Origin of the sequence: Halomonas sp. CH40, from assembly GCA_041875495.1 — a bacterium.
In the GTDB taxonomy this organism is placed as follows: Bacteria; Pseudomonadota; Gammaproteobacteria; order Pseudomonadales; family Halomonadaceae; genus Vreelandella.
Map to the genome: position 1 here is coordinate 1,168,212 of CP112982.1, position 21,534 is coordinate 1,189,745.

25 protein-coding genes are annotated in these 21,534 nt (G+C 56.2%); 18 read left to right on the plus strand and 7 right to left on the minus strand.

Going from position 1 to position 21,534, the window contains the following annotated elements; translation table 11 throughout:
* The first annotated feature begins 3 nt into the window (after nt 1–3).
* The 10 genes from OR573_05295 to OR573_05340 all read left to right on the plus strand — a co-directional run bounded on the left by OR573_05295 (nt 4) and on the right by OR573_05340 (nt 7,444).
* Entirely contained in the window at nt 4–351 is a 348-nt protein-coding gene (locus tag OR573_05295; protein XGA81065.1) for a Na+/H+ antiporter subunit C, read from the plus strand.
* Nucleotides 348–1,946: a Na+/H+ antiporter subunit D gene (locus OR573_05300; GenBank protein ID XGA81066.1), complete on the plus strand. Its 1,599-nt coding sequence runs from the start codon at nt 348–350 to the stop codon at nt 1,944–1,946. The genes OR573_05295 and OR573_05300 overlap by 4 nt, the downstream gene beginning before the upstream one ends.
* On the plus strand, nt 1,943–2,416 hold the full coding sequence (locus tag OR573_05305) for a Na+/H+ antiporter subunit E (protein ID XGA81067.1): 474 nt from the start codon (nt 1,943–1,945) through the stop codon (nt 2,414–2,416). The genes OR573_05300 and OR573_05305 overlap by 4 nt, the downstream gene beginning before the upstream one ends.
* On the plus strand, nt 2,416–2,685 hold the full coding sequence (locus OR573_05310; protein ID XGA81068.1) for a cation:proton antiporter: 270 nt from the start codon (nt 2,416–2,418) through the stop codon (nt 2,683–2,685). Before OR573_05305 ends, OR573_05310 begins: the two co-directional genes overlap by 1 nt.
* On the plus strand, nt 2,678–3,082 hold the full coding sequence (mnhG, locus tag OR573_05315; protein XGA81069.1) for a monovalent cation/H(+) antiporter subunit G: 405 nt from the start codon (nt 2,678–2,680) through the stop codon (nt 3,080–3,082). Before OR573_05310 ends, mnhG begins: the two co-directional genes overlap by 8 nt.
* Before the next feature lie 182 nt (nt 3,083–3,264).
* Complete coding sequence (locus OR573_05320) at nt 3,265–3,444, plus strand: DUF2256 domain-containing protein (protein ID XGA81070.1); 180 nt, start codon at nt 3,265–3,267, stop codon at nt 3,442–3,444.
* Complete coding sequence (locus OR573_05325) at nt 3,444–4,850, plus strand: DASH family cryptochrome (protein ID XGA81671.1); 1,407 nt, start codon at nt 3,444–3,446, stop codon at nt 4,848–4,850. The genes OR573_05320 and OR573_05325 overlap by 1 nt, the downstream gene beginning before the upstream one ends.
* An 11-nt stretch (nt 4,851–4,861) precedes the next feature.
* Entirely contained in the window at nt 4,862–5,353 is a 492-nt protein-coding gene (locus OR573_05330) for a DUF3429 domain-containing protein (protein ID XGA81071.1), read from the plus strand.
* Between the two features lie 59 nt (nt 5,354–5,412).
* Complete coding sequence (locus tag OR573_05335) at nt 5,413–6,747, plus strand: lytic murein transglycosylase (protein ID XGA81072.1); 1,335 nt, start codon at nt 5,413–5,415, stop codon at nt 6,745–6,747.
* 34 nt (nt 6,748–6,781) lie between these two features.
* Complete coding sequence (locus tag OR573_05340; GenBank protein ID XGA81073.1) at nt 6,782–7,444, plus strand: ATP-dependent zinc protease; 663 nt, start codon at nt 6,782–6,784, stop codon at nt 7,442–7,444.
* Between the two features lie 44 nt (nt 7,445–7,488).
* On the opposite strand, the gene OR573_05345 is transcribed toward OR573_05340, so the two are convergent.
* A complete protein-coding gene (locus OR573_05345; GenBank protein ID XGA81074.1) occupies nt 7,489–8,202 on the minus strand; it encodes a 16S rRNA (uracil(1498)-N(3))-methyltransferase in 714 nt (237 codons plus the stop codon).
* A gap of 132 nt (nt 8,203–8,334) precedes the next feature.
* On the opposite strand from OR573_05345, the gene phaR reads away from it, so the two are divergent.
* The 7 genes from phaR to OR573_05380 all read left to right on the plus strand — a co-directional run bounded on the left by phaR (nt 8,335) and on the right by OR573_05380 (nt 14,410).
* Nucleotides 8,335–8,814 carry a polyhydroxyalkanoate synthesis repressor PhaR gene (phaR, locus tag OR573_05350; protein ID XGA81075.1) on the plus strand — a complete coding sequence of 160 codons (480 nt, stop codon included), beginning with the start codon at nt 8,335–8,337 and terminating at the stop codon, nt 8,812–8,814.
* 120 nt (nt 8,815–8,934) lie between these two features.
* Nucleotides 8,935–10,227 (plus strand): phosphoribosylamine--glycine ligase, encoded by a 1,293-nt coding sequence (gene purD, locus OR573_05355; GenBank protein XGA81076.1) that lies wholly within the window; start codon nt 8,935–8,937, stop codon nt 10,225–10,227.
* A 72-nt stretch (nt 10,228–10,299) separates the two neighbouring features.
* Nucleotides 10,300–10,740, plus strand: coding sequence for a thioesterase family protein (locus OR573_05360; GenBank protein XGA81077.1), 441 nt, complete (start codon nt 10,300–10,302; stop codon nt 10,738–10,740).
* Nucleotides 10,740–11,612: a phosphoribulokinase gene (locus OR573_05365; protein ID XGA81078.1), complete on the plus strand. Its 873-nt coding sequence runs from the start codon at nt 10,740–10,742 to the stop codon at nt 11,610–11,612. The genes OR573_05360 and OR573_05365 overlap by 1 nt, the downstream gene beginning before the upstream one ends.
* 68 nt (nt 11,613–11,680) lie before the next feature.
* Nucleotides 11,681–12,022: a histidine triad nucleotide-binding protein gene (locus tag OR573_05370; protein XGA81079.1), complete on the plus strand. Its 342-nt coding sequence runs from the start codon at nt 11,681–11,683 to the stop codon at nt 12,020–12,022.
* A 315-nt stretch (nt 12,023–12,337) separates the two neighbouring features.
* Nucleotides 12,338–13,738: a hypothetical protein gene (locus OR573_05375; GenBank protein XGA81080.1), complete on the plus strand. Its 1,401-nt coding sequence runs from the start codon at nt 12,338–12,340 to the stop codon at nt 13,736–13,738.
* Nucleotides 13,739–14,410: a hypothetical protein gene (locus OR573_05380; protein XGA81081.1), complete on the plus strand. Its 672-nt coding sequence runs from the start codon at nt 13,739–13,741 to the stop codon at nt 14,408–14,410.
* On the opposite strand, the gene OR573_05385 is transcribed toward OR573_05380, so the two are convergent.
* From OR573_05385 to OR573_05405, 5 genes are all read right to left on the minus strand, one after another.
* A complete protein-coding gene (locus tag OR573_05385; GenBank protein XGA81082.1) occupies nt 14,407–15,273 on the minus strand; it encodes an SDR family NAD(P)-dependent oxidoreductase in 867 nt (288 codons plus the stop codon). The two genes, OR573_05380 and OR573_05385, sit on opposite strands and share 4 nt — an antisense overlap.
* Before the next feature lie 144 nt (nt 15,274–15,417).
* Entirely contained in the window at nt 15,418–17,079 is a 1,662-nt protein-coding gene (ettA, locus tag OR573_05390) for an energy-dependent translational throttle protein EttA (protein ID XGA81083.1), read from the minus strand.
* Nucleotides 17,080–17,285: 206 nt separating this feature from the next.
* Nucleotides 17,286–17,519, minus strand: a complete 234-nt coding sequence (locus tag OR573_05395; GenBank protein XGA81084.1) for a hypothetical protein — start codon at nt 17,517–17,519, stop codon at nt 17,286–17,288.
* 189 nt (nt 17,520–17,708) lie between these two features.
* Nucleotides 17,709–18,149 carry a PAS domain S-box protein gene (locus OR573_05400; protein XGA81085.1) on the minus strand — a complete coding sequence of 147 codons (441 nt, stop codon included), beginning with the start codon at nt 18,147–18,149 and terminating at the stop codon, nt 17,709–17,711.
* A gap of 230 nt (nt 18,150–18,379) precedes the next feature.
* Nucleotides 18,380–19,693: an MFS transporter gene (locus tag OR573_05405; GenBank protein ID XGA81086.1), complete on the minus strand. Its 1,314-nt coding sequence runs from the start codon at nt 19,691–19,693 to the stop codon at nt 18,380–18,382.
* Nucleotides 19,694–19,941: 248 nt separating this feature from the next.
* Here OR573_05405 and OR573_05410 point away from each other — a divergent pair, with 248 nt between their 5' ends.
* Entirely contained in the window at nt 19,942–20,817 is an 876-nt protein-coding gene (locus tag OR573_05410; GenBank protein ID XGA81087.1) for a DMT family transporter, read from the plus strand.
* Nucleotides 20,818–20,826: 9 nt separating this feature from the next.
* Here the strand turns inward: OR573_05410 and OR573_05415 are convergent, their stop codons facing one another.
* Entirely contained in the window at nt 20,827–21,438 is a 612-nt protein-coding gene (locus OR573_05415; protein ID XGA81088.1) for an arylesterase, read from the minus strand.
* Nucleotides 21,439–21,534 lie beyond the last annotated feature (96 nt).

The window sequence follows — 21,534 nt, forward strand, 5'->3', positions numbered from 1 at the left end:
TGTATGGAACCGCTAATGGCAGTTGCGATTGGAATACTCTATGCCACGGCTATTTTCATGATGCTCAGGCGTTCAATCGTCAAGCTGGTGATTGGGCTGATGCTGCTTTCCAACGCGGCCAACCTGCTGATTTTTACCACAGCAGGCATGACCCGAGGCGCGCCACCGTTAATACCTGAGGGGATGAGCGCCCCTGTGGGCAATGTGGCTGACCCGCTCCCTCAAGCCGTCGTATTGACCGCCATCGTGATTGCTTTCAGCGTGCTGGCGTTTGCCGTCGTACTGATCCGGCGTGCCTACGAAGTGGTCAAGGCAGATGACCTGGACAAGATGAAGGAAACTGACACGTGAGGCCTGAAGTAGCACTGCCCGTTCTATTACCTCTGCTATCCGGGGCTATTTCGCTACTGTTCTGGCGCTCGCGTCCGGTGCAGCGCTTTATCGGCATTGGCGGTAATCTGGCCCTGCTGGTGGTTAGCCTCTGGCTGTTTGTCGGCGTAATGGAAGAGGGTTATATCACCCTGGAAATGGGCGGCTGGCCGGCACCTTTTGGCATTGTGCTGGTGGCCGATGTGTTGAGCGCCGTCATGGTATTGATGACGGCCATTATCGGCTTGCTGATGGGGATCTACTCACTGGCAACCACGGGGCGCGGGCATGAAAAGTTTGGCTATTACCCCTTGATGCACCTGCTGCTGGCCGGTGTGGCAGGCGCCTTTTTGACCGGTGATATCTTTAACCTTTACGTCTGGTTTGAAGTCATGCTGGTGGCTTCCTTCGCGCTTATGATTCTGGGCGGTGAGCGGGCACAGATGGAAGGCGCGATCAAATATGTGACCCTCAACCTGCTGGCTTCGATCATCTTTCTGACTGCAGTGGGCCTGACCTACGGCACTGTGGGTACGCTCAACATGGCAGATATTGCCCTACGTCTGGACGCTGCCGAGCACAGCGGCATGGTGGAAGTGCTGGCGGTGATGTATATGGTGGCCTTTGGCATCAAGGCGGCGGCCTTTCCGTTATTTTTCTGGCTGCCCGCGTCTTATCACACGCCACCGGTCGCAGTCTCTGCGCTGTTTGCTGCCTTGCTGACAAAAGTCGGGGTCTATTCACTGTTTCGGGTGTTTACCCTGGTGTTTGATCAGAGCATGGAGTACCTGCAGGACATCATGCTCTGGGCAGCGGCCATTACCATGGTCACCGGGGTGCTGGGTGCTGCGGCACAGTTCGAGTTCAGGCGTATCCTGTCGTTTCATATCGTCAGCCAGATTGGCTATATGCTGCTGGGATTAGCGCTTTATACGCCTTTAGCCATCGCCGGGGGCGTTTTTGCGGTGTTGCATAACATGGTGGTAAAAACCAACCTGTTTTTGATCAGCGGGATTACCCATCGTCTGCTGGGCACCTACCAGCTTAAAAAGATGGGTGGCCTCTACCGTGAGCGCCCCTGGTTGGCAGTGGCCTTCTTTGTTTCGGCGTTTTCGCTGGCCGGTATTCCACCGCTATCCGGGTTCTTCGCCAAGTTTGTGATTGTGCGTGCCGGGATCGAGGCAGAAGCCTATGTCGTTACCGGTATTGCCCTGGCGGTCGGCTTCATGACGCTGTATTCCATGGTCAAGCTGTGGAACGAGGTCTTCTGGAAAACCCTACCGGAAGACAATAACGTGCCGGAAGATGCAACGCCCGGCGGGGATGACGGTCGGCTGATCAAACCAAGTCTGGGGATGATGTATTTCCCGGTGATGATGCTGGCTGCAGCAACCTTGATGATAGGGGTGTTTGCCGAACCCATCATGCAGACGATGAACCTGATCGGTGATCAATTGCTGGCACCAGAACATTATATTGAAGCGGTGCTGGGGGTGACGCCTGGTAATGAAGCTGAATGGATCGACCTGGTGACGGCGCCACAGGATGGCGCGCAAAGTGAAGGGGGTACACCATGACAGGGGCGATCTGGAACCTGCTGCTGGGGCTTGCCTGGGTGATGTTATCCGGTGATTTCAGCGGACTGAATCTACTGGTGGGGTTGGTGTTTGGTTATATCACCCTGGTGCTGATCGAGCCTCAGTTGGCATCCCTCAAGGGGTATCCGGCGCGCATTCCGCGGATTATAGGTTTTGTGGGCTTTTTTCTTAAAGAGCTGGTTCAGGCCAATCTGCGCGTTGCCTTTGACGTATTAACCCCGCCCTGGCATATGCGCCCCGGGGTGATTGCCATGCCGCTGAATGCCAAAACCGAGATGGAAATCACCATGGTGGCCAACCTGATTTCATTAACTCCCGGCACCCTGAGTCTGGATGTTTCCGATGACCGTAAAGTGCTGTATATCCATGCGATGTTTCTCGATGACGAGGAAGGTTTGCGTCGCAATCTCAAAGAGATGGAACACCGCGCACTGGAGCTTTTTCGCTGATGAATCATGTGTATCTTATTGGTCAGGTGATCATGAGCCTGGCATTGGTGTTAGCTTTTGTGCGCGTGGTGCGTGGGCCAAGCCTGCCAGACAGAGTGGTGGCGCTGGAGCTGTTTACAACCACCATCGTAGGAATGGTGGGGTTGCATGCCATCAAGTCAGGCGTGCCCAGCTTTCTTGATGCGGCGATTGTCATTGCCCTGATGGGGTTTCTGGCGGCAATTGGTTTTGCCCGTTTTCTGGAACGCGGAGGGCCAAGGGATGATTGATTTTATCAAGGGAACTTTCATTATTGCCGGGTCATTGTTCATGTTGCTGGCGGCGATTGGCATTCTGCGCCTGCCGGATCTGCTCACCCGTATGCACGCCACTACCAAGGCGTCAGCACTGGGTGTCATGTTGATCATGCTGGCAGCAGCCATGCATTTTGCCGAGACCAGCATTGCGGCCAGGGCATTGGCGATCGTTGTGTTTATCCTGATGACTGCACCGGTAGCGGCGCATGTCATAGGGCGGGCCGGGTATTTTGTAGGTTCCAAGTTATGGAGTGGTACCGTCAAGGACGAACTGCGCCCCAACTATGATCCGCTCACCCATGAGTTGAAAAGCGGTATGGAAACCCAAGAAAATGCCAAACGCCAGCCTCGCGATACCGACCCTGACTGAAGCGCTGTCAGTAGCGTTGCCACCCCAATAACTTCCTGTTAAGCCATTCATACGAATGGCTTTTTTAATATCTGTAAAATAAAAAGAAAACCACATCTTGGTGGTGCTCAAGATGTTTGACATGTACAATAATTGTACCAAATTGCTATTTTGTAGAATTTTTAATTAATCGACTAACTATAATGCGACGTAAAGCTGACTTACCCCAAAAAACCTGCGCTTTCTGTCAACGCCCTTTTGCATGGCGCAAAAAATGGGCCCGCGACTGGGATAACGTGCGCTATTGCAGCGAGCGCTGCCGCAGAACGGCAAAAAACAGCACAGCCAAAAATGCGCGGCGTGAAAAGGAGACAAACCCATGATTCGTTCCATCGTTGATATTGTCTGGTTGCATAATGATTTACGCATTGCCGACAACCCCTTGTTAAACTTCACATCTCGCCCGGAACAACTGCTGTGCGTTTATGTACTGGATGAGCGTTGGCTTGAACAGGCTATTCCCGGCCAGCAAGCCCCACGGATTGGCCCACCGCGGCTACGTTTTCTATGGGAAAGCCTGATGGAGCTGCGCGGTGAATTGTTGCAACGTGGCAGCGATTTACTGGTACGTATTGGCTCGCCTGCCGAGGAGGTGGCGCACCTGGCCAATCATTTTGCAGCCCGTTCTGTTCGGGTTTCCCATCAGTCAGGCAGCGATGAAAACCGCCAGATGTCGGCGATTGTGCCGCTGCTGGAAAACGGCACTGCACTTGAGGTGGTCGAAAATAACCGGCTGTTTGATCAAACTCAACTTCCCTTCAGGTTAGGCGCATTACCCGGCAGCTTTTCAGCGTTCAGGCGCAAGGTTGAAAAGCACTGCGAAGTACCCTCGGCTGCCCATGCTCCTATCACTTTGCCGCCCTGGCCTGAGGCAGCACCCAGAGGTTTTCCGCCACTCAAACAGGTCTGTGAACTGTCAGCAGGCTGGCATCCTGATGAGCGTAAAGATGTAGGCTGGGCGGGAGGGGAAGCCTCTGGGTTTAAGCGCCTGCGCGCTTTTGTCTGGGATCACAATGGCCCAGCCACCTATAAGCAGACGCGTAATGGCCTCTTGGGTGACTTTTTTTCGACCCATCTTTCGCCCTGGCTGGCGCACGGTTGCCTTTCACCCCGCCAGGTCGTACAGGAAGTTCGCGCCTGGGAAGCCCGCAATGGCGGCACTGAGTCCAGCTACTGGATCTTCTTTGAGCTACTGTGGCGTGAGTACTTTCACTTGGCAGCACAGCTTGAACAGCACCGGCTGTTCGGCCGGTTAGGCCTGCCAAATGCGGACGCCGCCTTTGTTGCCTGGCAGGAAGGCAAAACCGGCGTACCCTTTATTGATGCGGCCATGATTGAGCTTGCCAGCACTGGCTGGCTATCCAACCGGGCCAGGCAGAATGTGGCCAGCTTTCTGGTCAAGGATCTGAAGGTTGATTGGCGTCTTGGCGCTACCTGGTTTGAACATTGCCTGATGGATTATGATGTGGCCTCCAATTGGGGGAACTGGCGTTATGTTGGTGGTGTCGGAAGAGACCCGCGTCAGGATCGTTACTTCAACGTGCTCAAGCAGGCCAGCCAGTATGATCCCAACGGCGAATATGTTGCGCACTGGCTACCCGCCCTGGCAGAGTTGCCTAAAGGTGCGGCCCGGCATCAGCCTTGGCGTGCAGCGCCATCGCATTTTTCACCTCCCAGGGTGGAGCCGCAAGCCTGGCAACCCTGGCTGATTGATCAAGTCACTCCATGAGAGGTCGCTGAATGAGTTCAAGCGGATTTCCAGCGGCGTTGATGACGCGCCATCGCACCGCCTGGGGGCTCGGGCTGTCCGGGCTTATCCCTTTTATTGCCTGCCTTGTGGTGGCCTTTCTGGGCCCGACGGCCTGGCAAGTCACAGCGGTTTATGCCTTTGTGTATTACGCAGCAGTGATTCTGTCTTTTCTGGGGGGCGCCCATTGGGGCGCTGTGTTGCAGCGCGCTGACAAGGCACGCATGCCCGGTGATATTCGCCGCCTGGCCCTGGCGATGTTGCCCAGTCTGATTGCCTGGCCGTCCTTGATGCTTAGCCCGGTGATGGGTATCTGGGTATTGATGGTTGGTTTTGTGCTGATCTGGATATACGATCTCAGCCGGGAAGGGCGCTTTGGGTGGCCCAAGTGGTACCTGCTGCTGCGTTCAGTACTCACGGTCGTGGTGGTGCTGGCCCATGCCGGTATGGTCTTGCGCCTGGGCGAGAGTGCCTGGGGTTTTTGACGCGAACTGGCGTTGGCGTACGATGGATTTTTTTATTGACTGTTTAAAGGACTAACCTGATGGCCCCTTTCACTATGACCTTAAGGCCCTATCGCCCTTTGCTGCTGGGTGTTTCCCTGGTGGTTCCATTTACCTTGCTCTCGGCCTGCGCGTCGGCGCAGCCACCATCCGGCCAGGGGGAGGCACCTGATACGCTGGTATCGGCTGAACCATCGTCAATGCTGTTGGCGCAGAATACCCAGTCGTCAACGTCCGCACAGCCGTCTCGGTCAGAGGTGCAAGACCACGCCAGCTTCGATGCCTGGCTGGCAGACTTCAAGCGCGATGCGGCTGCCCAGGGGATCAGTCAGCGGGCGCTGTCGGCACTTGATAATGTTCGCTACCTGGAAAGGGTTGTCGAGCTTGACCGCTACCAGCCCGAGTTTGTGCGGCCCATCTGGGAGTATCTGGATAGTGCGGTTTCCAGCACCCGTGTGAGCAATGGGCGCGAAAAGCTGGCGCAGCATCGTCAGACGGCGGCACGTATGGAAGAGCGTTATGGGGTGCCTACTGAAGTGATCGTGGCTATCTGGGGGATCGAAAGTAATTATGGCGGCAACTTTGGCGACTTTTCGGCCTTAAACGCCTTTGCAACCCTGGCCTACGATGGTCGACGCAGCGATTTCGCCCGCAGTGAACTGCTGGCCGCCCTGCGGATTATCGACAGCGGTGATATCGCCGCGCAGGATATGATTGGTTCCTGGGCGGGTGCCATGGGGCATACCCAGTTTATTCCATCGAGCTTTGAAGCTTATGCCAAAGACGGCGATGGCGATGGTCGTCGTGATATCTGGGGGAGCATTCCCGATGTAATGGCCTCTACGGCCAACTACCTTGCCCGTGCCAATTGGCAGCCGGGCCAGCCCTGGGGCGTTGAGGTAACCTTGCCTGCGGATTATGACTACGCCCAGACCCAACGTCGCAGCAGTGCAGAGTGGGCAGCTCAGGGCGTGCGTGCCGCCAACGGCAGTAGCCTTCCAGCGTTTGACAGCGCGGCAGTGATCGTACCCGCCGGTGCTAAAGGGCCCGCTTTCATGGTGGGGCCAAACTTCCGTTCCATTCTGCGCTATAACAACGCCACCAGCTATGCGCTGGCAGTCGCCACCCTGAGTGATGCGATTGCTGGGCGTGAAGGCATTCAGCAGGCCTGGCCCCGGGATCAGGTGTCACTGACCCGTGCTGAGGTGCGTGAACTGCAGCGGGGGCTGAATGCACTGGGTTACAGCGTAGGCGGCGCCGATGGCATTCTGGGGCCGAATACGCGTAATGGCCTGCGTGCTTTCCAGCGTGATCAGGGCATGGTGCCGGATGGCTTTGCTAACCAAGCGGTTCTTGAGCGCATCAAACAGCGCTAATTAGCTGATTTCTAGCTTTATCCCAAGGAGGCTTATGGCAATTGCGCAATACATCGCCAAGCGTTTGAATGGCCTGGCAAAACCAGCAGGAAGCCTAGCGGAGTACGCCTGTGGGCTGCTGGTTTGTGGGCTGCTTGCGGCAAGTCTTGGGCTGACGGCTGCTCAGGCCGATACAAAGCAGCAGGATAACGCTGATGTAGCGCGCAAGGATGCCTTACAAGATACGCATCAAAAGGTGTTTGGTTGGGTAGAAAATGCCGTGATGATGCCCTGGGGAATCCAGGTGAAAGCCAAGCTTGATAGCGGCGCTCTGACCTCCTCGCTGGATGCCCGTGAGATTGAAACCTTTATCCGAAGTGGTGAGGAGTGGGTGCGCTTTCGCCTTAAGCTGGAAGACCAGGACAGTGGCGAGGTATTCAGTGATGAACTTGAGCGGCCGCTTTACCGTGACCTCAGGGTGCGTGGTGCAGGCGGGCGCGATGAGCGCCCAGTGGTACTGCTCGAAGTGTGTATTGGCGATACCACCTACGAAGAGCAGTTCAGCCTGCGCGACCGGGAAGAGATGAACTATCCCATGCTGCTAGGGCGTCGGACAATCAGCCACCTGGGGCTTCTTGATGTGCGCGAAACCTTTATGCATAAGACCCCAATCTGCAACGCGGATACCCCCTTTGTTCCCCACGAGCCGGATGACTAGCGGTTATCTAAACGGCTTAAGAGAGTTGCTTTGCTGAATACGGGTCAGAAAAGCCGCGCCAGCAAGGCCGTGACGGCGGTTTCAACGCGCAGGATGCGTGGTCCTAGATGAATGCCTTCGCAGCCAGCGGCCAGCAACTTCTCTACTTCCCATTCAATAAATCCCCCTTCAGGTCCGATCAATAAAAGGGTGTCACCTTCAATGCCGCGCGGGCAGGCATTTGGCATGCCTGGGTGCGCCAGCAGCCCGCGTCGATTGTGCAGCAAGCCAGGTAGTTCGTCTTCAACAAAGGGGCGGAAACCTTTAAGTAAGTTAACCCTTGGCAAGATGCTATCCTTGGCCTGTTCAAGCCCTAATAACAGGTGTTGATGGATCTTGTCGCTATCCAGCTCTGGCGATTGCCAATAGCTTTTTTCCACCCGGCGAGTGTGCAGCAGGGTGATGTCCTTGACGCCCAGCGCGGTGATGTGTTCCAGCGAACGCGCCAGCATGCGCGGCCTGGGCAGCGCCAGCACCAGATGCACGGGCAGGGCAGGCGGCGGCGGTGTGTCAAGTGTGTCTATTTTCAGCCGGGCATGGTCTTTATCGAGTGACTGCAAGGTTGCTTTGCCGAGCTGGCCGCCCAGCAAGCCAACGGAAAAGCGGTCCTGCGGTTGGGCCCGGTGGACATCCCGCAGGTGGCGCAGGCGCCGAGTGTCGCGAATGATAAACTCATCAGGCGTGATGGCATCTTCGGGGTCGAGTAAGATGACGTTCATGTGGCTCGCTGTGCTGATTCATTATAGGTTGAAAAGACGGATAATCATCTCTGTGCTTGCATGGTGGCGCAGGGCAGGCACAATAGCTGCAAAGAAAATAACAGCTTTTTTTGCGTTTCAAGGAGAGTCGCCGTGCGTGTGATTCGTAAGTATGCCAATCGTCGTTTGTATGATACCGAGCAAAGTCGCTATGTCACGCTGGAAGACTTGCGCAAACTGATTCTGGAAGAAGCCGCTTTTCGCGTTGAAGATGCGAAAAGCGGCGAGGATATCACGCGGACCATTCTGCTCTCGATTATTATCGAGCAGGAGCAGGCCGACGGTGAGTCGGAGGTTTTCTCCAATGACCTGCTGGCCCAGTTGATACGCGTCTACGATATGTCGTCTCCCTTGCCGCTGGCGCGTTACCTGGAGCAGGGAACCCAGCTGATGCTGGAACAGCAAAAACGCATGCAGGATCAATGGCAGAAAGCGATTCGCCATTCACCTATGGAGTTCATGCGCGAGCTGGCCGAAGAAAATATGCGTTTTTGGCAAAACACCATCAATAAGGATGACAACGCGCCGGGGATGGATACGCGAAAGAAAAAAAATGATGAAGCAGATAGCTGATTGGCGTACTGGCTAATAGGCGGACTGGGGGAAAGGCAGCCGACATCTACAGACACAAATAGGCTGTGGCATAATAGGCGTTTCTCCATATTACGATGATTCCTGCCGAAAAGGGCTCACATGAAGGTTTTGATGATAGGCGGCGGTGGCCGTGAACATGCGCTGGCCTGGAAGTTGGCGCAATCGGATAAGGTAGAAAAAGTCCTGGTAGCACCGGGTAACGCGGGCACGGCGGGTGAGTCCAAGCTTGAAAATATTGACCTTGCTGTCAGCGACCTGGAGGGCCTGTTGGCGCTTGCCAAGGCAGAGCAGGTAGGCCTGACGGTAGTGGGTCCTGAGGCACCGCTGGTGGAGGGCGTGGTGGATCTTTTTCAGGCAGCAGGGCTGGCCACTTTTGGCCCGACCCAGGCCGCTGCCCAGCTGGAAGGCTCCAAATCTTTCACCAAGGATTTTCTGGCCCGCCATCAGATTCCAAGCGCTGCCTATCAGACCTTTACCGAGGTGGAACCTGCGCTGGCTTATCTGCATGAAATGGGCGCGCCGATTGTTATCAAGGCGGACGGTCTGGCTGCCGGTAAAGGCGTTATCGTCGCCATGAACGAAGCCGAAGCGGAAGCGGCCATTCGCGATATGCTGGAAGCTAATGCCTTTGGTGATGCCGGTGCCCGGGTGGTGATCGAGGAATTCCTTGAAGGCGAAGAAGCCAGTTTTATCGCCATGGTCGACGGTGAGAACGTAGTGCCCATGGCCACCAGCCAGGATCACAAGCGTGCTTATGATGGCGATGAAGGCCCCAACACCGGTGGCATGGGCGCCTATTCACCGGCCCCTGTGGTAACGCCGGACGTTGATGCGCGCATCATGCAAGAAGTAATTTTGCCCACTGTGCAGGGCATGGCCGCTGAAGGCATGCCATATAGTGGCTTCCTGTACGCGGGCCTGATGATTGATTCAGCCGGCAACCCGAAAGTGATCGAGTTCAACTGCCGTTTCGGAGACCCGGAAACCCAGCCGATCATGCTGCGCCTGACGTCTGATTTTGCTGAGCTTTGCCTGGCCGGTGCTGAAGGCAAGCTTGCCGGATGTGTCTGTGAATGGGATCCGCGTGCCGCAGTGGGGGTCGTCATGGCTGCGGGTGGCTACCCCGGCAGCTATCGCAAGGGCGATGTGATTGAGGGAGTGGATGCTGCCGAACAGCGTGGCTGCAAGGTGTTTCATGCGGGCACGGCACTGTCAGCGGAGGGTGATGTCACCACGGCCGGTGGGCGTGTCCTGTGTGTTACCGCACTGGGCGAAAGCGTTTCCCAGGCGCAGCAGCTCGCCTACCAGGGCGTTGCCGAGATTCGTTGGGAGGGTGCCGAATACCGTTCGGACATTGCCTACCGGGCCATTACCCGCGAGCAGTCTCATTGATGACATGATTTTAACCTGCCAGACGTCGCCGCTGATCCTGTCAGACTGGACGTATCAAATGGAGCCTGAAAAATGGAGCGTGTAAAGCTCGACTTTCCCACTGATGCGGTGATCCATCATCATTCGATCAGTGTGCGGGTGACGGATATGAACTATGGCCGTCATCTTGGCCATGATGCTTTGGTATCCCTGCTGCATGAGGCCCGTTTGCAGGCGCTGATGGCTCTGGGGTTTCCCGAGTGGGATCTGGCAGGCTACCCAAGCGTGGTGGCGGATCTGGCCGTGCAGTATCAAAGCGAAGCGCGCTGCCCTGATGTCCTGGTGGTTGAGACCGCAATCCCTAATCCGCTGGGGAAGGCGCTGAGCGTCTATCACCGTGTGCTGGCGGATGAAGGTGCGCGGCTGGTCGCAACGGCACGCCTTAACCTCTTGGTGATCGACCCTGCCGAAGGCCGCCCGGTGGCGGTGCCGGCTGAGGTTGTTCAGGCCCTGGCAAAAGCGAGACTCTGCTGATGTCCCGCGAGTATCCGATCATCTCTGTCACGGGGTCCTCTGGGGCGGGTACCACCACAGTGCGGCGCAGCTTTGAGCGCATGTTCCAGCGTGAGGATGTGCATGCGGCCATGGTGGATGGCGATGCCTTCCACCGTTATACCCGTAAAGAGCTGCACCGCATGTTTCGCGAAGAGCCGGAGCGCAAGGATGAACTCTCGCACTTTGCGGTGGAGGCCAACCTGCTTGATCGTCTTGAGGGGCTGTTCAGCGAATACGGTGAACACGGCACGGGGCAGTTCCGTCACTATATCCACGCAGAAGATAAACAGAAGATCGAAGCGGGCTACCGGGTAGGCACCTTTACTGAATGGCAGTCGTTACCCTGTGGCACGGATCTGCTGTTTTATGAGGGGTTGCACGGCGGCCTGGTAACGGAAGACTACGATATTGCCCGCCATGTGGATCTGATGATTGGTGTGGCGCCGACCATGAACCTGGAGTGGATCCAGAAGATTGACCGCGACACCAAGATGCGCGGTTACTCTCAGGAAGCCGTGATTGACACCATTCTGGGGCGCATGGACGATTATGTGCGTTACATCCAACCGCAGTTCTCGCGCACCCATATCAATTTTCAGCGGGTGCCGACGGTGGATACCTCCAACCCCTTTGAGGTGCAGGATATTCCCACCGATTCGGAGTCCTTTGTGGTTATCCGCTTCCGTGATCCTTCTAAGGTGGATTTTCCCTGGCTGCTGGCGATGATCCAGGACGCCTTTATGTCCCGCCCGCATACCCTGGTGGTGCCGGGGTCACGAATGTCACTGGCGATGGAACTGATTCTTGCTCCGCTGGTACGTCATTTGCTCGCCCAGCGGCGTTTTCGCTAAGCTGGAATCCTTACGCTCGCTGCAACTGCTGACCAATAACCTGCTGTATCCAGATCAAGGAGCTTTCCATGGATTGTCTGTTCTGCAAAATCATCAAGCGTGAAATACCGGCGGATATCGTTTATGAAGACGATGAGGTGTTGGCCTTTAATGACATCAACCCCCAGGCACCCACGCATATCCTGATCATCCCCAAAAAGCATATTGCGACCCTCAATGATATTGAGGAAGCCGATCTGGCCATTATTGGCCGCCTGCAGTACACCGCCGCCAAGCTGGCTAAAGAAAGAGGCTTTGCCGAAGACGGCTATCGGGTAGTGATGAACTGCAATGAAATGGGTGGCCAGACGGTCTATCACCTCCATATGCACCTGATGGGCGGACGCGAATTCACTTGGCCAGCAGGCTGATCACGACGTCACGAGGTGGGTAGCCTCCGATACCTTGTCTCTCGGCCAGAGAGGCAATTGGCGATCCAGTGCTGAGCAGTGCTTGCACTGCTCATTAAAAACAATTCTTTAAACCTAGAAAATATTTGAACTTGAAAACGTCAGTTCACGTTCAGAATGCGACACAGGGGTATTCTTTAGGCGATCAAGGTCTATTCTTATTTATGAATATAACAAAGCCTTGTCCCACCCCGCAGTCAAAACGCATGCATTACGGTTGGCAGGTCAATAATAACAACGCCCATAAGGGCTCCCTTCATAGTAATAGAGGCAGCCATGACTCTAAGACCCGATCCTACCTTTCACGCCACCGCCCAGCTGGCGATGCAGGCCCCCACCGAGAAATACGGCTTCACTGTCATGTTGAGCCCAGATGGTTCTCAGCCGGATGGTATCGCTGTGGTGGACCTTGACCCAGATTCCGACCATTACGGCACTATCATCAACACCCTTGTCATGCCCTATACCGGTGACGAGTTCCATCATTTTGGCTGGAACGCCTGCTCATCTTCTCTGTCGCCCTTGAGCGGCCATGCCTTTCTTGAGCGCCGCTATCTGATTGTGCCTGGCATTCGTTCATCGCGGATTTACGTCATTGATGTCAAGAACCCTGTAAATCCTGAAATTCACAAGATCATCGAACCGGAAGAGGTCTTTGCCAAGACCGGCTATTCGCGTCCGCACACTATTCACTGCGGCCCAGAGGGCATTTACGTTTCTACTCTGGGAGGCGGCGGCGAGGACGGCACAGACGGCCCTCCTGGCATCTTCATCATGGACTGTCAGACCTTCGAGATCATTGGCCGCTATGAGATGGATCGTGGCAAGCAGGACAAACACTATGACTTCTGGTGGAATCTGCCCCAGGATTACATGGTGAGTTCGGAGTGGGGCTTGCCGCCGCAGTTTGAGAACGGTCTGGTTCCTGAAGACCTGCTGTCGAACAAGTACGGTCACTCGATCCACTTCTGGGATCTGCGTCGGCGCAAGAATATCCAGACCATGGATTTCGGCGAAAACTATCAGATGGCGCTTGAGATTCGCCCCGCTCATGATCCCAAGAAATCCTACGGGTTCTGCGGCGTGGTGGTCGACACCCAGACATTACAGGGCGTGGTCTTTACCTGGTGGCGGGGTGAGGACGGTACCTGGCAATCGAAGAAAACCATCACTATAGATCCACGCCCGGAAAAAGCTGAAAATCTGCCGCCGCTGCTGAAAGGCTTTGAAGCGGTTCCGCCGTTGGTCACCGATATCGACCTCAGTCTGGATGATAAATACCTCTATGTGCCCTGTTTCGGCCTGGGCGAAGTGCATCAGTATGATGTCACCGACCCCCTGAACCCGGTATTCGTCGACAAGATCGAGCTGGGTGGCATCGGGCGCGGCACCCGGCATCCCAGTGGCAATGATTTTGTCTTCGGCCCTCAGATGGTAGAGATCAGCCGCGATGGCAAGCGTGTCTACTTTACCAATTCACTGTATTCGAGCTGGGACGACCAGTTCTATCCGGGAGAAGAAGGCGGCCAGATGGTCATGGCGCGGGCCGGTGAAAATGGCGGGCTGACACTCGATGAGGACTTCTACATCGATTTCCCGGCGGGCTATCGGGCTCACCAGATTCGTCTGGAAGGCGGCGACTGCTCTACTGACAGCTTCTGCTATCCCAACGTCTGAATGGGCGTTAGTACTGACACCGCGATGGCGCTGTGGGGAGCGGTGATCTTTTCAGGGATCTACCACGGTATTAACCCCGGCATGGGCTGGCCGCTTGCCGTTTCGGCCGGGCTTATGGAAGGCAACCGCCGCGCCATGCTTAAGGCCATTGGGGCATTGGCCGTTGGTCATTTGCTGGCCATGCTGGCGATCCTTCTGCCGTTTTCAATGCTAAGTGCCCTGGTGATCTGGGAAACCCAGATCCGCGTGATGGCAGGGGCGGTGGTGGTAATCATGGGGGTGTATCTGCTGATCAATCGCCGCCATCCAAGGTTTCTGGCCAGGGTGGCGCCTAGCCGCCTGGTGCTGTGGTCGTTCCTCGCGGCCATGGCACATGGTGCTGGCCTGATGCTGGTGCCCATCTACCTAGGTATGTGCAGCGTTGCTCCCAGTGATGGCGGCCACGTTGCGGCCGAAGCGCTTATGAACCAGAACCTTCAGTCAGCCTTCCTGGTGGCGCTGGCGCATACTGCTGCCATGACCCTTGCGGGTGGTATCATTGCCGCCGCCATTTATTTCTACTTCGGCCTCAAATTTTTGTCGCGCACCTGGTTCAATCTGGATGTGGTCTGGGCACTTAGCCTGGTGCTGGTTGGCGCTTTCGGAATTTATTCTGCGCTGAATGGACACTAGCTACGCTCAGCACGCGTTGAGCCCAGCAAGACGGCATCCATACCTCGGCTCGTCAGTATGCGTCTTAATACTGTGAAGATTCTGGTCGGCAAGGTGACAGCGTAGCGAGCCTTTGGGCGTGGGTGCTCGAGTGCGTGAATCAATCGGTCAACGACAGCATCAGGTTCAAGGGTGAAGGGCGTCTTGCCTCCGCCTGCCCCTGCCAATCGGGCTTCAACTTTCCGATAGGTGGAGGCGTGAGCACTATGAGCAGTATCAATGTTGGCCTGAAATGCGCGATAGGCATTATCACGAAAACGGCTGTTGATCGGGCCAGGCTGGATCAGGCTGACATGGATGCCACTGCCATAAAGTTCCAGGCGCAGGGTGTCGGTCAGCCCTTCAAGAGCAAATTTTGAGCATACATAAGCGCCCCGATAAGGCAGTGCAGCAAACCCCAGTACGGAACTGTTCTGCACAATTCGGCCGTGGCCCTGGGCGCGCATCATCGGCAGCACCCGAGCAGTCAGTTCATGGGTGCCCAGCAGGTTGACCTCGAGCTGTTGGCGTAGCACGTCTCGGCTCAGGTCTTCTACTGCTCCTGGCTGGCCGTAGGCGCCGTTATTGAAAAGTGCATCGAGCTTGCCTCCGGTTCGCTTCATCAGTTCTGCCACACCGGCTTCGATCGAGGCGCTGTCGGCAAGATCAATCTGAAAGGCTTCGAGGCCTTCTTGCGTTAATCGTTGCACGTCGGCGGGTTGTCTGGCGGTTGCCAGCACTCGCCAGCCACGTGATTGAATGGTGTGCGCAGCGGCGTGACCAATGCCGCTTGAGCAACCTGTGATCAAAAGAGTGGGTGGCGAACCTGTTTGCTTGTCAGCCATAGGAAACTCCCTGGAGGGTGGGTACCAAAGGCGTCAGTAGTCCAATGGGACGTAAAGTCAGCATTAAAAAAAGCACCCCGGTGTCCTGTTCCTGACGGGAAGAAGGGCCGGGGTGCCAGTCAGCAGTAGTGTCAAACGCCTGGATCAGGCGTCGATACGCTTGTACTTCATGCGTTTCGGGGTGTCGTTGCCGACGCGTTTCTTGTGATCTTCTTCATATTCGGTGTAGTTACCGTCAAAGAACACCACCTGAGAATCCCCTTCGAACGCCAGAATATGGGTGGCGATGCGGTCAAGGAACCAACGGTCGTGCGAGATCACCATGGCACAGCCAGGGAAGGCCAGCAGGGCTTCTTCCAGGGCGCGCAGGGTTTCAATATCCAGGTCGTTGGAAGGTTCGTCCAACAGCAGCACGTTGGCGCCCTGTTTCAGGGTCTGTGCCAGCTGCAGACGTCCACGTTCACCGCCGGAAAGTTCATCCAGGCGCTTTTGCTGATCATTACCCTTGAAGTTGAAACGCCCGACGTAAGCGCGCGACGCTACTTCATAGCCGTTGATATTGAGAATATCCTGGCCCCCTGATACAGCTTCCCAAACGGTCTGCTTGTCATCCAGAGCATCGCGAAGCTGTTCAACGTAAGCGATGTCGACGGTTTCACCGATCACCACTTCGCCGGCATCGGGCTGTTCCTGGCCGGTAATCAACTTGAACAGCGTCGATTTACCCGCACCGTTGCCGCCAACAATACCGACAATGGCGCCGGGCGGAATGGTAAATGACAGGTCTTCGTAGAGCAGCTTGTCATCAAAGCGCTTGGTGACATTGTGGAACTCGATGACCTTGTCACCCAGGCGTGGGCCAGGCGGAATATAGATCTCGTTGGTCTCGTTACGCTTCTGGAAATCTCCGGACTGCATTTCCTCAAAGCGGTTGAGGCGCGCCTTGCTTTTGGCCTGACGCCCTTTGGCGTTGGAGCGCACCCACTCAAGCTCCTGCTTGATGGCTTTCTGGCGCGAGGCTTCCTGCTTGGCTTCCTGATTAAGACGCTGATCTTTCTGTTCGAGCCACTGAGAGTAGTTGCCTTCAAACGGAATGCCCTGGCCGCGGTCAAGTTCAAGAATCCAGCCGGCCACGTTATCCAGGAAGTAACGGTCGTGGGTAATGGCGACGACAGTGCCGCTATAATCGTGCAGGAAGCGTTCCAGCCAGGCGACGGATTCGGCGTCAAGGTGGTTGGTTGGCTCGTCAATCAGCAGCATGTCCGGGTTTGAGAGCAGCAGACGGCACAGGGCTACCCGGCGGCGCTCACCGCCCGATAGATTACCGACCCTGGCTTCCCACGGCGGTAGACGTAGCGCCTCGGAGGCAACGTCCAGCTTGCGCTCCATGTTATGCGCATCAGCGGCCTCGATCATGTTTTCAAGGCGTGCCTGTTCGCTGGCCAGGGCATCAAAATCGGCGTCCGGCTCGGCATAGGCGGCATAAACGGCATCGAGCTGTTCCTGGGCTTCTTTCAGGGCGCCCAAGGCTTCCTCGACGGCATCGCGGACGTTCTTGTCGTCATCCAGCTCCGGCTCCTGGGGAAGATAGCCGACATTGATGCCTGACATCGGGCGGGCTTCGCCTTCAAACTCCTGGTCAACACCGGCCATGATGCGCAGCAGGGTTGATTTACCCGCGCCGTTCAGGCCGAGCACACCAATCTTGGCGCCAGGGAAGAAGGACAGTGAGATATCTTTAAGAATCTGTTTCTTGGGCGGCACGATTTTGCCGACCCGGTTCATGGTAAATACGTATTGCGCCATGGAAATCCGATAGGTTGGGAAATGAAAGTTACTGATTAAACGTTACTGAATAAAAGTCATCGGCTGCTTGATAATCAAAAAGGCTATAAAAGTAAAGCCGTGATACCAAGCAGATCTCATATGATGATAGTGCCGAGCGTGACTAAAGGCCAGAACCGTATCTCAGAACCGCGCGTTACGCCAGGCAGCAGTAGGGGAGGCGATGCTCAGTCGTCGTCGCTGTACCAATCGTCGTCAAGGGCCTTACGCAGGCGACGCTCTTCAAGCAGGGCCTCAACGCGACGCCGGGCTTTCAGCGTATCGCTTTTGCTCGAACGGCTGCGTCCGTAATGCTCGTCGTTGACTGCTTCCTGGGAATCCAGGTCATCGCTATCGAGAAAGTCCGAGGAATGATCAGACGGATAGTGGTGGGTATTACGATCAATGGGGTCACGGCGCATATCGAGGCTCTCCAACCCAAGCCGGTAAACCGGCAGCTTGAGACTTCACCATGGTGAAGGGCTGTGTCATATAGCGACAGCCACCCATAATGTGGCTGCGTTTATCGCTATATAACGCCGTCGAGGTTGGAGATCAAGCCCCTGAAGCATTTTTCCTGACAATGGTGGCTAAATGCACCCTGTCCGTCGTCACTGTGGCGTGTCTTCCTGCTGTTTACGCAGGGCATCCAGTGCCATCTGGGCTTCGACCCGTTCCGTGACGTCTTTCTGAACGCCGATGTAATACATCAGCTTGTCGTCTTCATCGTAAACAGGCGTGATGGACAGCTCATTCCAGAAGGTGCTGCCATCTTTACGGTAATTACGCAGCACTTCCCGGGAGGGCCGCCCTTCTTTCAGTGCTTCGCGAATTGCCTGAAGCGCCTCCTGGTCACGGTCGTCATTCTGTAGAAAACGGCAATCGCGATAGAGGATTTCGTCTGCGCTGTAGCCTGTCAGTCGCTCAAAGCCTTTGTTGACGTAGATCAGAATATTTTCATCGCCTTCCTGTTCGGCAACTACTATGCCGTCTTCGGAAGCGTCAACAATCCGCTCGAGTAATTCCGGGCTGATCAAGGGAGATCGTTTCATTAAGAGTTTCCTGTTGCAGCTCCAGTCCTTTCCGCCGACCATTTTATGAGTGAGCCATGGCCAGTCGGCACTTCTTTGGGTGCTTGTCGGTTTGTTTAACAGTGTATCAGAACCAGAATAGCAAATGTCGCCTTGTCTGGCTTGCTTACCCTGCTACCTATATTGTCGAGCTATACTGGGTAATGCAATCCATGCTTGAAGTCTTGACTTGTTGGCAGCCTGTGAAGCCACTATTCCACCTCCGGCAATTGCCGGGCACTAAGAACGGCGCCAAGGGCCGCCACAGCAAGCACAACCAGTAGGGCTGCGCTGCCCAGCCATTGCGCAAGCCCGCCCAGAACGCCGCCGACGATCAACATTAAGACGCCGGTCAGGGTGTTGGAAAGCGCCACATAAAGGGCGCGGTTATCTTGGCTGGCCATATCCACCAAATAGGTTTTACGCCCCAGACGCACCCCGTGATGAACAATGACCAATAACCCATAGATCAGCGCATAAGGCCAGATTTGCGTGGTCCAGTCGGCTGGTAACCAGGCCAGCAGGGCACCCAGCAGGCAGCAGATCAGGGTGCCAATGGCCGCATCACGCATGACCCGGCGACTGGAGGCGTCTGCCCGCTTGCCCCAAACAGGGTCGGCCAGCATGCCTGCCAAACCGGATACCACCACCAGCAGACCCAGGCCCCCCAGCTGAGCGCCGCTCTGCTGCTGGCCGAGTAGCGCGATATAGGGCAGGGCCAGAGCACTTGACAGCAGTAGGGCGCGGGCCAGGTTGAAGTGTAGAAAGGTACGGTCTTCTTTAAGCAGCGAAAGACCAAGCTTCAGGCTGTCCCAGGCGTTTTCGCCGCCGTCGATAGCCCCCGGTGTTTCCTGAATACGCGCCGCACAAAAAGCGTTAAGTGCCCAGCCAAGTGCCGCTATGCCAAGCAATATCGCCAATGCCAACTGGCCAGGGCGGTCTTCAAACAGCATCAGTACGCCACCGGCCAGCAGGGTGGCCGCACCGGCAACGCTGCCGCTCCAACCCATCAGGGTGCCACGGCGCTTTTTGGCAATGGTCTTACCCATTACATCCTTGGTGGCAATGGATGAAAGCCCACGGGCCAGAGATAAGGCCACCAGCGCGACCAGTACCAGCGTACCCCCTAGCGTGCCACTGCCCATAAGAGCCAGCAGGGCCAGCGCCAGGGCGCTCAGCGCCTGCAACAGCCCACCGGCCACCCAGACCCATTTGCGCTGGGGTTTGAGGCGGATAAAACCGGCAACAAACACCTGCGGCAAAAGGGCGCCCGACTCGCGAATGGGCACCAGCAGACCGACCATCCAGACCGGGGCACCAATTATTCCCATTAGCCAGGGCAGCACCAGCCGGGCACTGGAGAGCTCATCAGCCAGCTTGTTGCCCAGCGATGCCCACAGGTGGCGCATGAAGTTTTGGGGTTGATCCTTACAGGCGCTGTCAGGAATGTCATCGCACATCCGGGTGTTTTCATCGCCGGTCAGCCATTCATAGATCTGCGTCTGAGAAATGTCAGGTCCTGCCATTACGCCTCCACGGCTGTTATGTTAGGGCCATCACAAGCCCAGAGCTTAAAATCTTGCCTGCCAACTATATGTATATGGAATGAAAAAAATAATGAAGCCTACTTCTCAGCCTAGCAAGCTTTTTGCCCACTTAGGAGCGGCGTGATGTCTCGTCTTGTGTGCCGCTTACCCGCTACAGACAGCTTAACTGGCGCTTGTGTCAGTCCGCTGACTGAGAGCACCTCGAAGGGTTTTTGCGAGGGTGAAGCATGAATCAGGATAGACAGGCAATCCTCTATGGCCTGGGCGCGGTCATGCTGTGGTCGACGGTGGCGACGGCCTTCAAGGTGGCGCTTGAATGGATGACCCCGCTTGAGCTGATGTGGGTGGCGGCACTGGTGTCCTGGCTATTGATGGGCGCCCTGGTGGTATGGCGTGGCCAGGGGCGCCAGGCGTTGATGTCTGGCTGGCGCACGGCGGCCTGGGCCGGTTTGATGAATCCGGTGGCCTACTATCTGGTGCTGTTTGCCGCCTACGACCGCTTGCCTGGGCAAGAAGCCATGGCGCTCAACTACACCTGGGCGCTGGCGATGGCCCTGCTGGCCGTGCCGATTCTGGGCCAGCGGCTGACGCGCATGGATATCGTCGCCGGGCTGGTGGCCTATGCGGGCGTTTGGGTGATTGCCACCCGCGGGCAGGTGTTGAACGTGCAGTTTGCCGATTCCCTTGGGGTGCTGCTGGCCCTGGCCTCAACCCTGCTGTGGGCACTTTACTGGCTACTCAACGCGCGGGATGCCCGCGAGCCGCTGGTGGGCCAATGGCAGAACTTCAGCGTCGGCCTGCCGGTGCTGACAGCGCTATTGCTGTTCGGGCCGGGGTTTAACTGGCATGGCTGGCCCGCCTTGGGGGCGGGCGTTTACGTAGGGCTGTTTGAAATGGGAATTGCTTTTATTCTTTGGCAGCTTGCGGTGCATAAGGTCTCGCGCACCGCCAAGGTCTCCAATCTGATCTTTCTTTCGCCGCCTATTTCACTGCTGTTGCTGTTCTGGGTGGTCGGTGAACCGATTCTGCCGTCTACCCTGGTCGGGCTTGTACTGATACTGGGCGGGCTGGGGCTGCAGCAACGCCAGAAAACCGCTGCCTGATACGCAGCCTCAGTCGTTGGCCTGCTGGGCGAGCTGCTGCTCTACGCTGGGAGCCAGCAATGGCCAGACGTTTTCCAGAATAATGGGCTGTGCTTCTGCTGTAGGATGAATGTCATCGTCCTGCATCAGCTCATCATTTAGGGCAACTCCCTCAAGCAGGAAGGGAAGGAAAGCAACATCGTAATTGTCGGCCAGTTGGGTGAAAACGTCTTTGAACGCCTCGCGGTAGGCAGAACCGTAGTTCGGCGGTATATCAATACCCAAGAGGATTACCTCGGCATCAGCGGCCTGGCTCTGTTCGATCATCTGGGCCAGGTTGTCATGCATCTGCTGTGGCGAAAGGCCGCGCAAACCATCGTTGCCGCCAAGCTCAAGAAGAACCATGTTAGGCTCGTGCTGTCGCAGCAGGTCAGGAAAGCGTTGAGCCCCGCCACTGGTGGTTTCGCCGCTGACGCTGGCGTTGATCACATCGACATCATCGCCCAGGCGTTCAGCCAACAGGGCGACCCAACCCTGTTCCTGCTCCATATTGTAGGCAGCGCTGAGGCTATCACCCATCACCATCAGGCGCAGACGCTCATCTGCCTGGGCCGTGGCCGGTATCAAGAGGACAAACATCATTAGCAGTACCACAAGCGGCCATGTCACACTTGTGGATCTAGGGTTTTCCCAACCCACATTTATTGAAAAAGTCTTTATTAAAAAAGCACTTATTGA

Coding starts and splice junctions, on each gene's coding strand:
- OR573_05295 (XGA81065.1), top strand. CDS start 4: ATGGAACCGCTAATGGCAGTTGCGATTGGAATACTCTATGCCACGGCT.
- OR573_05305 (XGA81067.1), top strand. CDS start 1,943: ATGACAGGGGCGATCTGGAACCTGCTGCTGGGGCTTGCCTGGGTGATG.
- OR573_05310 (XGA81068.1), top strand. CDS start 2,416: ATGAATCATGTGTATCTTATTGGTCAGGTGATCATGAGCCTGGCATTG.
- mnhG (XGA81069.1), top strand. CDS start 2,678: ATGATTGATTTTATCAAGGGAACTTTCATTATTGCCGGGTCATTGTTC.
- OR573_05320 (XGA81070.1), top strand. CDS start 3,265: ATGCGACGTAAAGCTGACTTACCCCAAAAAACCTGCGCTTTCTGTCAA.
- OR573_05330 (XGA81071.1), top strand. CDS start 4,862: ATGAGTTCAAGCGGATTTCCAGCGGCGTTGATGACGCGCCATCGCACC.
- OR573_05335 (XGA81072.1), top strand. CDS start 5,413: ATGGCCCCTTTCACTATGACCTTAAGGCCCTATCGCCCTTTGCTGCTG.
- OR573_05340 (XGA81073.1), top strand. CDS start 6,782: ATGGCAATTGCGCAATACATCGCCAAGCGTTTGAATGGCCTGGCAAAA.
- OR573_05345 (XGA81074.1), bottom strand. CDS start 8,202: ATGAACGTCATCTTACTCGACCCCGAAGATGCCATCACGCCTGATGAG.
- purD (XGA81076.1), top strand. CDS start 8,935: ATGAAGGTTTTGATGATAGGCGGCGGTGGCCGTGAACATGCGCTGGCC.
- OR573_05360 (XGA81077.1), top strand. CDS start 10,300: ATGGAGCGTGTAAAGCTCGACTTTCCCACTGATGCGGTGATCCATCAT.
- OR573_05365 (XGA81078.1), top strand. CDS start 10,740: ATGTCCCGCGAGTATCCGATCATCTCTGTCACGGGGTCCTCTGGGGCG.
- OR573_05370 (XGA81079.1), top strand. CDS start 11,681: ATGGATTGTCTGTTCTGCAAAATCATCAAGCGTGAAATACCGGCGGAT.
- OR573_05375 (XGA81080.1), top strand. CDS start 12,338: ATGACTCTAAGACCCGATCCTACCTTTCACGCCACCGCCCAGCTGGCG.
- OR573_05380 (XGA81081.1), top strand. CDS start 13,739: ATGGGCGTTAGTACTGACACCGCGATGGCGCTGTGGGGAGCGGTGATC.
- OR573_05385 (XGA81082.1), bottom strand. CDS start 15,273: ATGGCTGACAAGCAAACAGGTTCGCCACCCACTCTTTTGATCACAGGT.
- ettA (XGA81083.1), bottom strand. CDS start 17,079: ATGGCGCAATACGTATTTACCATGAACCGGGTCGGCAAAATCGTGCCG.
- OR573_05395 (XGA81084.1), bottom strand. CDS start 17,519: ATGCGCCGTGACCCCATTGATCGTAATACCCACCACTATCCGTCTGAT.
- OR573_05400 (XGA81085.1), bottom strand. CDS start 18,149: ATGAAACGATCTCCCTTGATCAGCCCGGAATTACTCGAGCGGATTGTT.
- OR573_05405 (XGA81086.1), bottom strand. CDS start 19,693: ATGGCAGGACCTGACATTTCTCAGACGCAGATCTATGAATGGCTGACC.
- OR573_05410 (XGA81087.1), top strand. CDS start 19,942: ATGAATCAGGATAGACAGGCAATCCTCTATGGCCTGGGCGCGGTCATG.
- OR573_05415 (XGA81088.1), bottom strand. CDS start 21,438: ATGATGTTTGTCCTCTTGATACCGGCCACGGCCCAGGCAGATGAGCGT.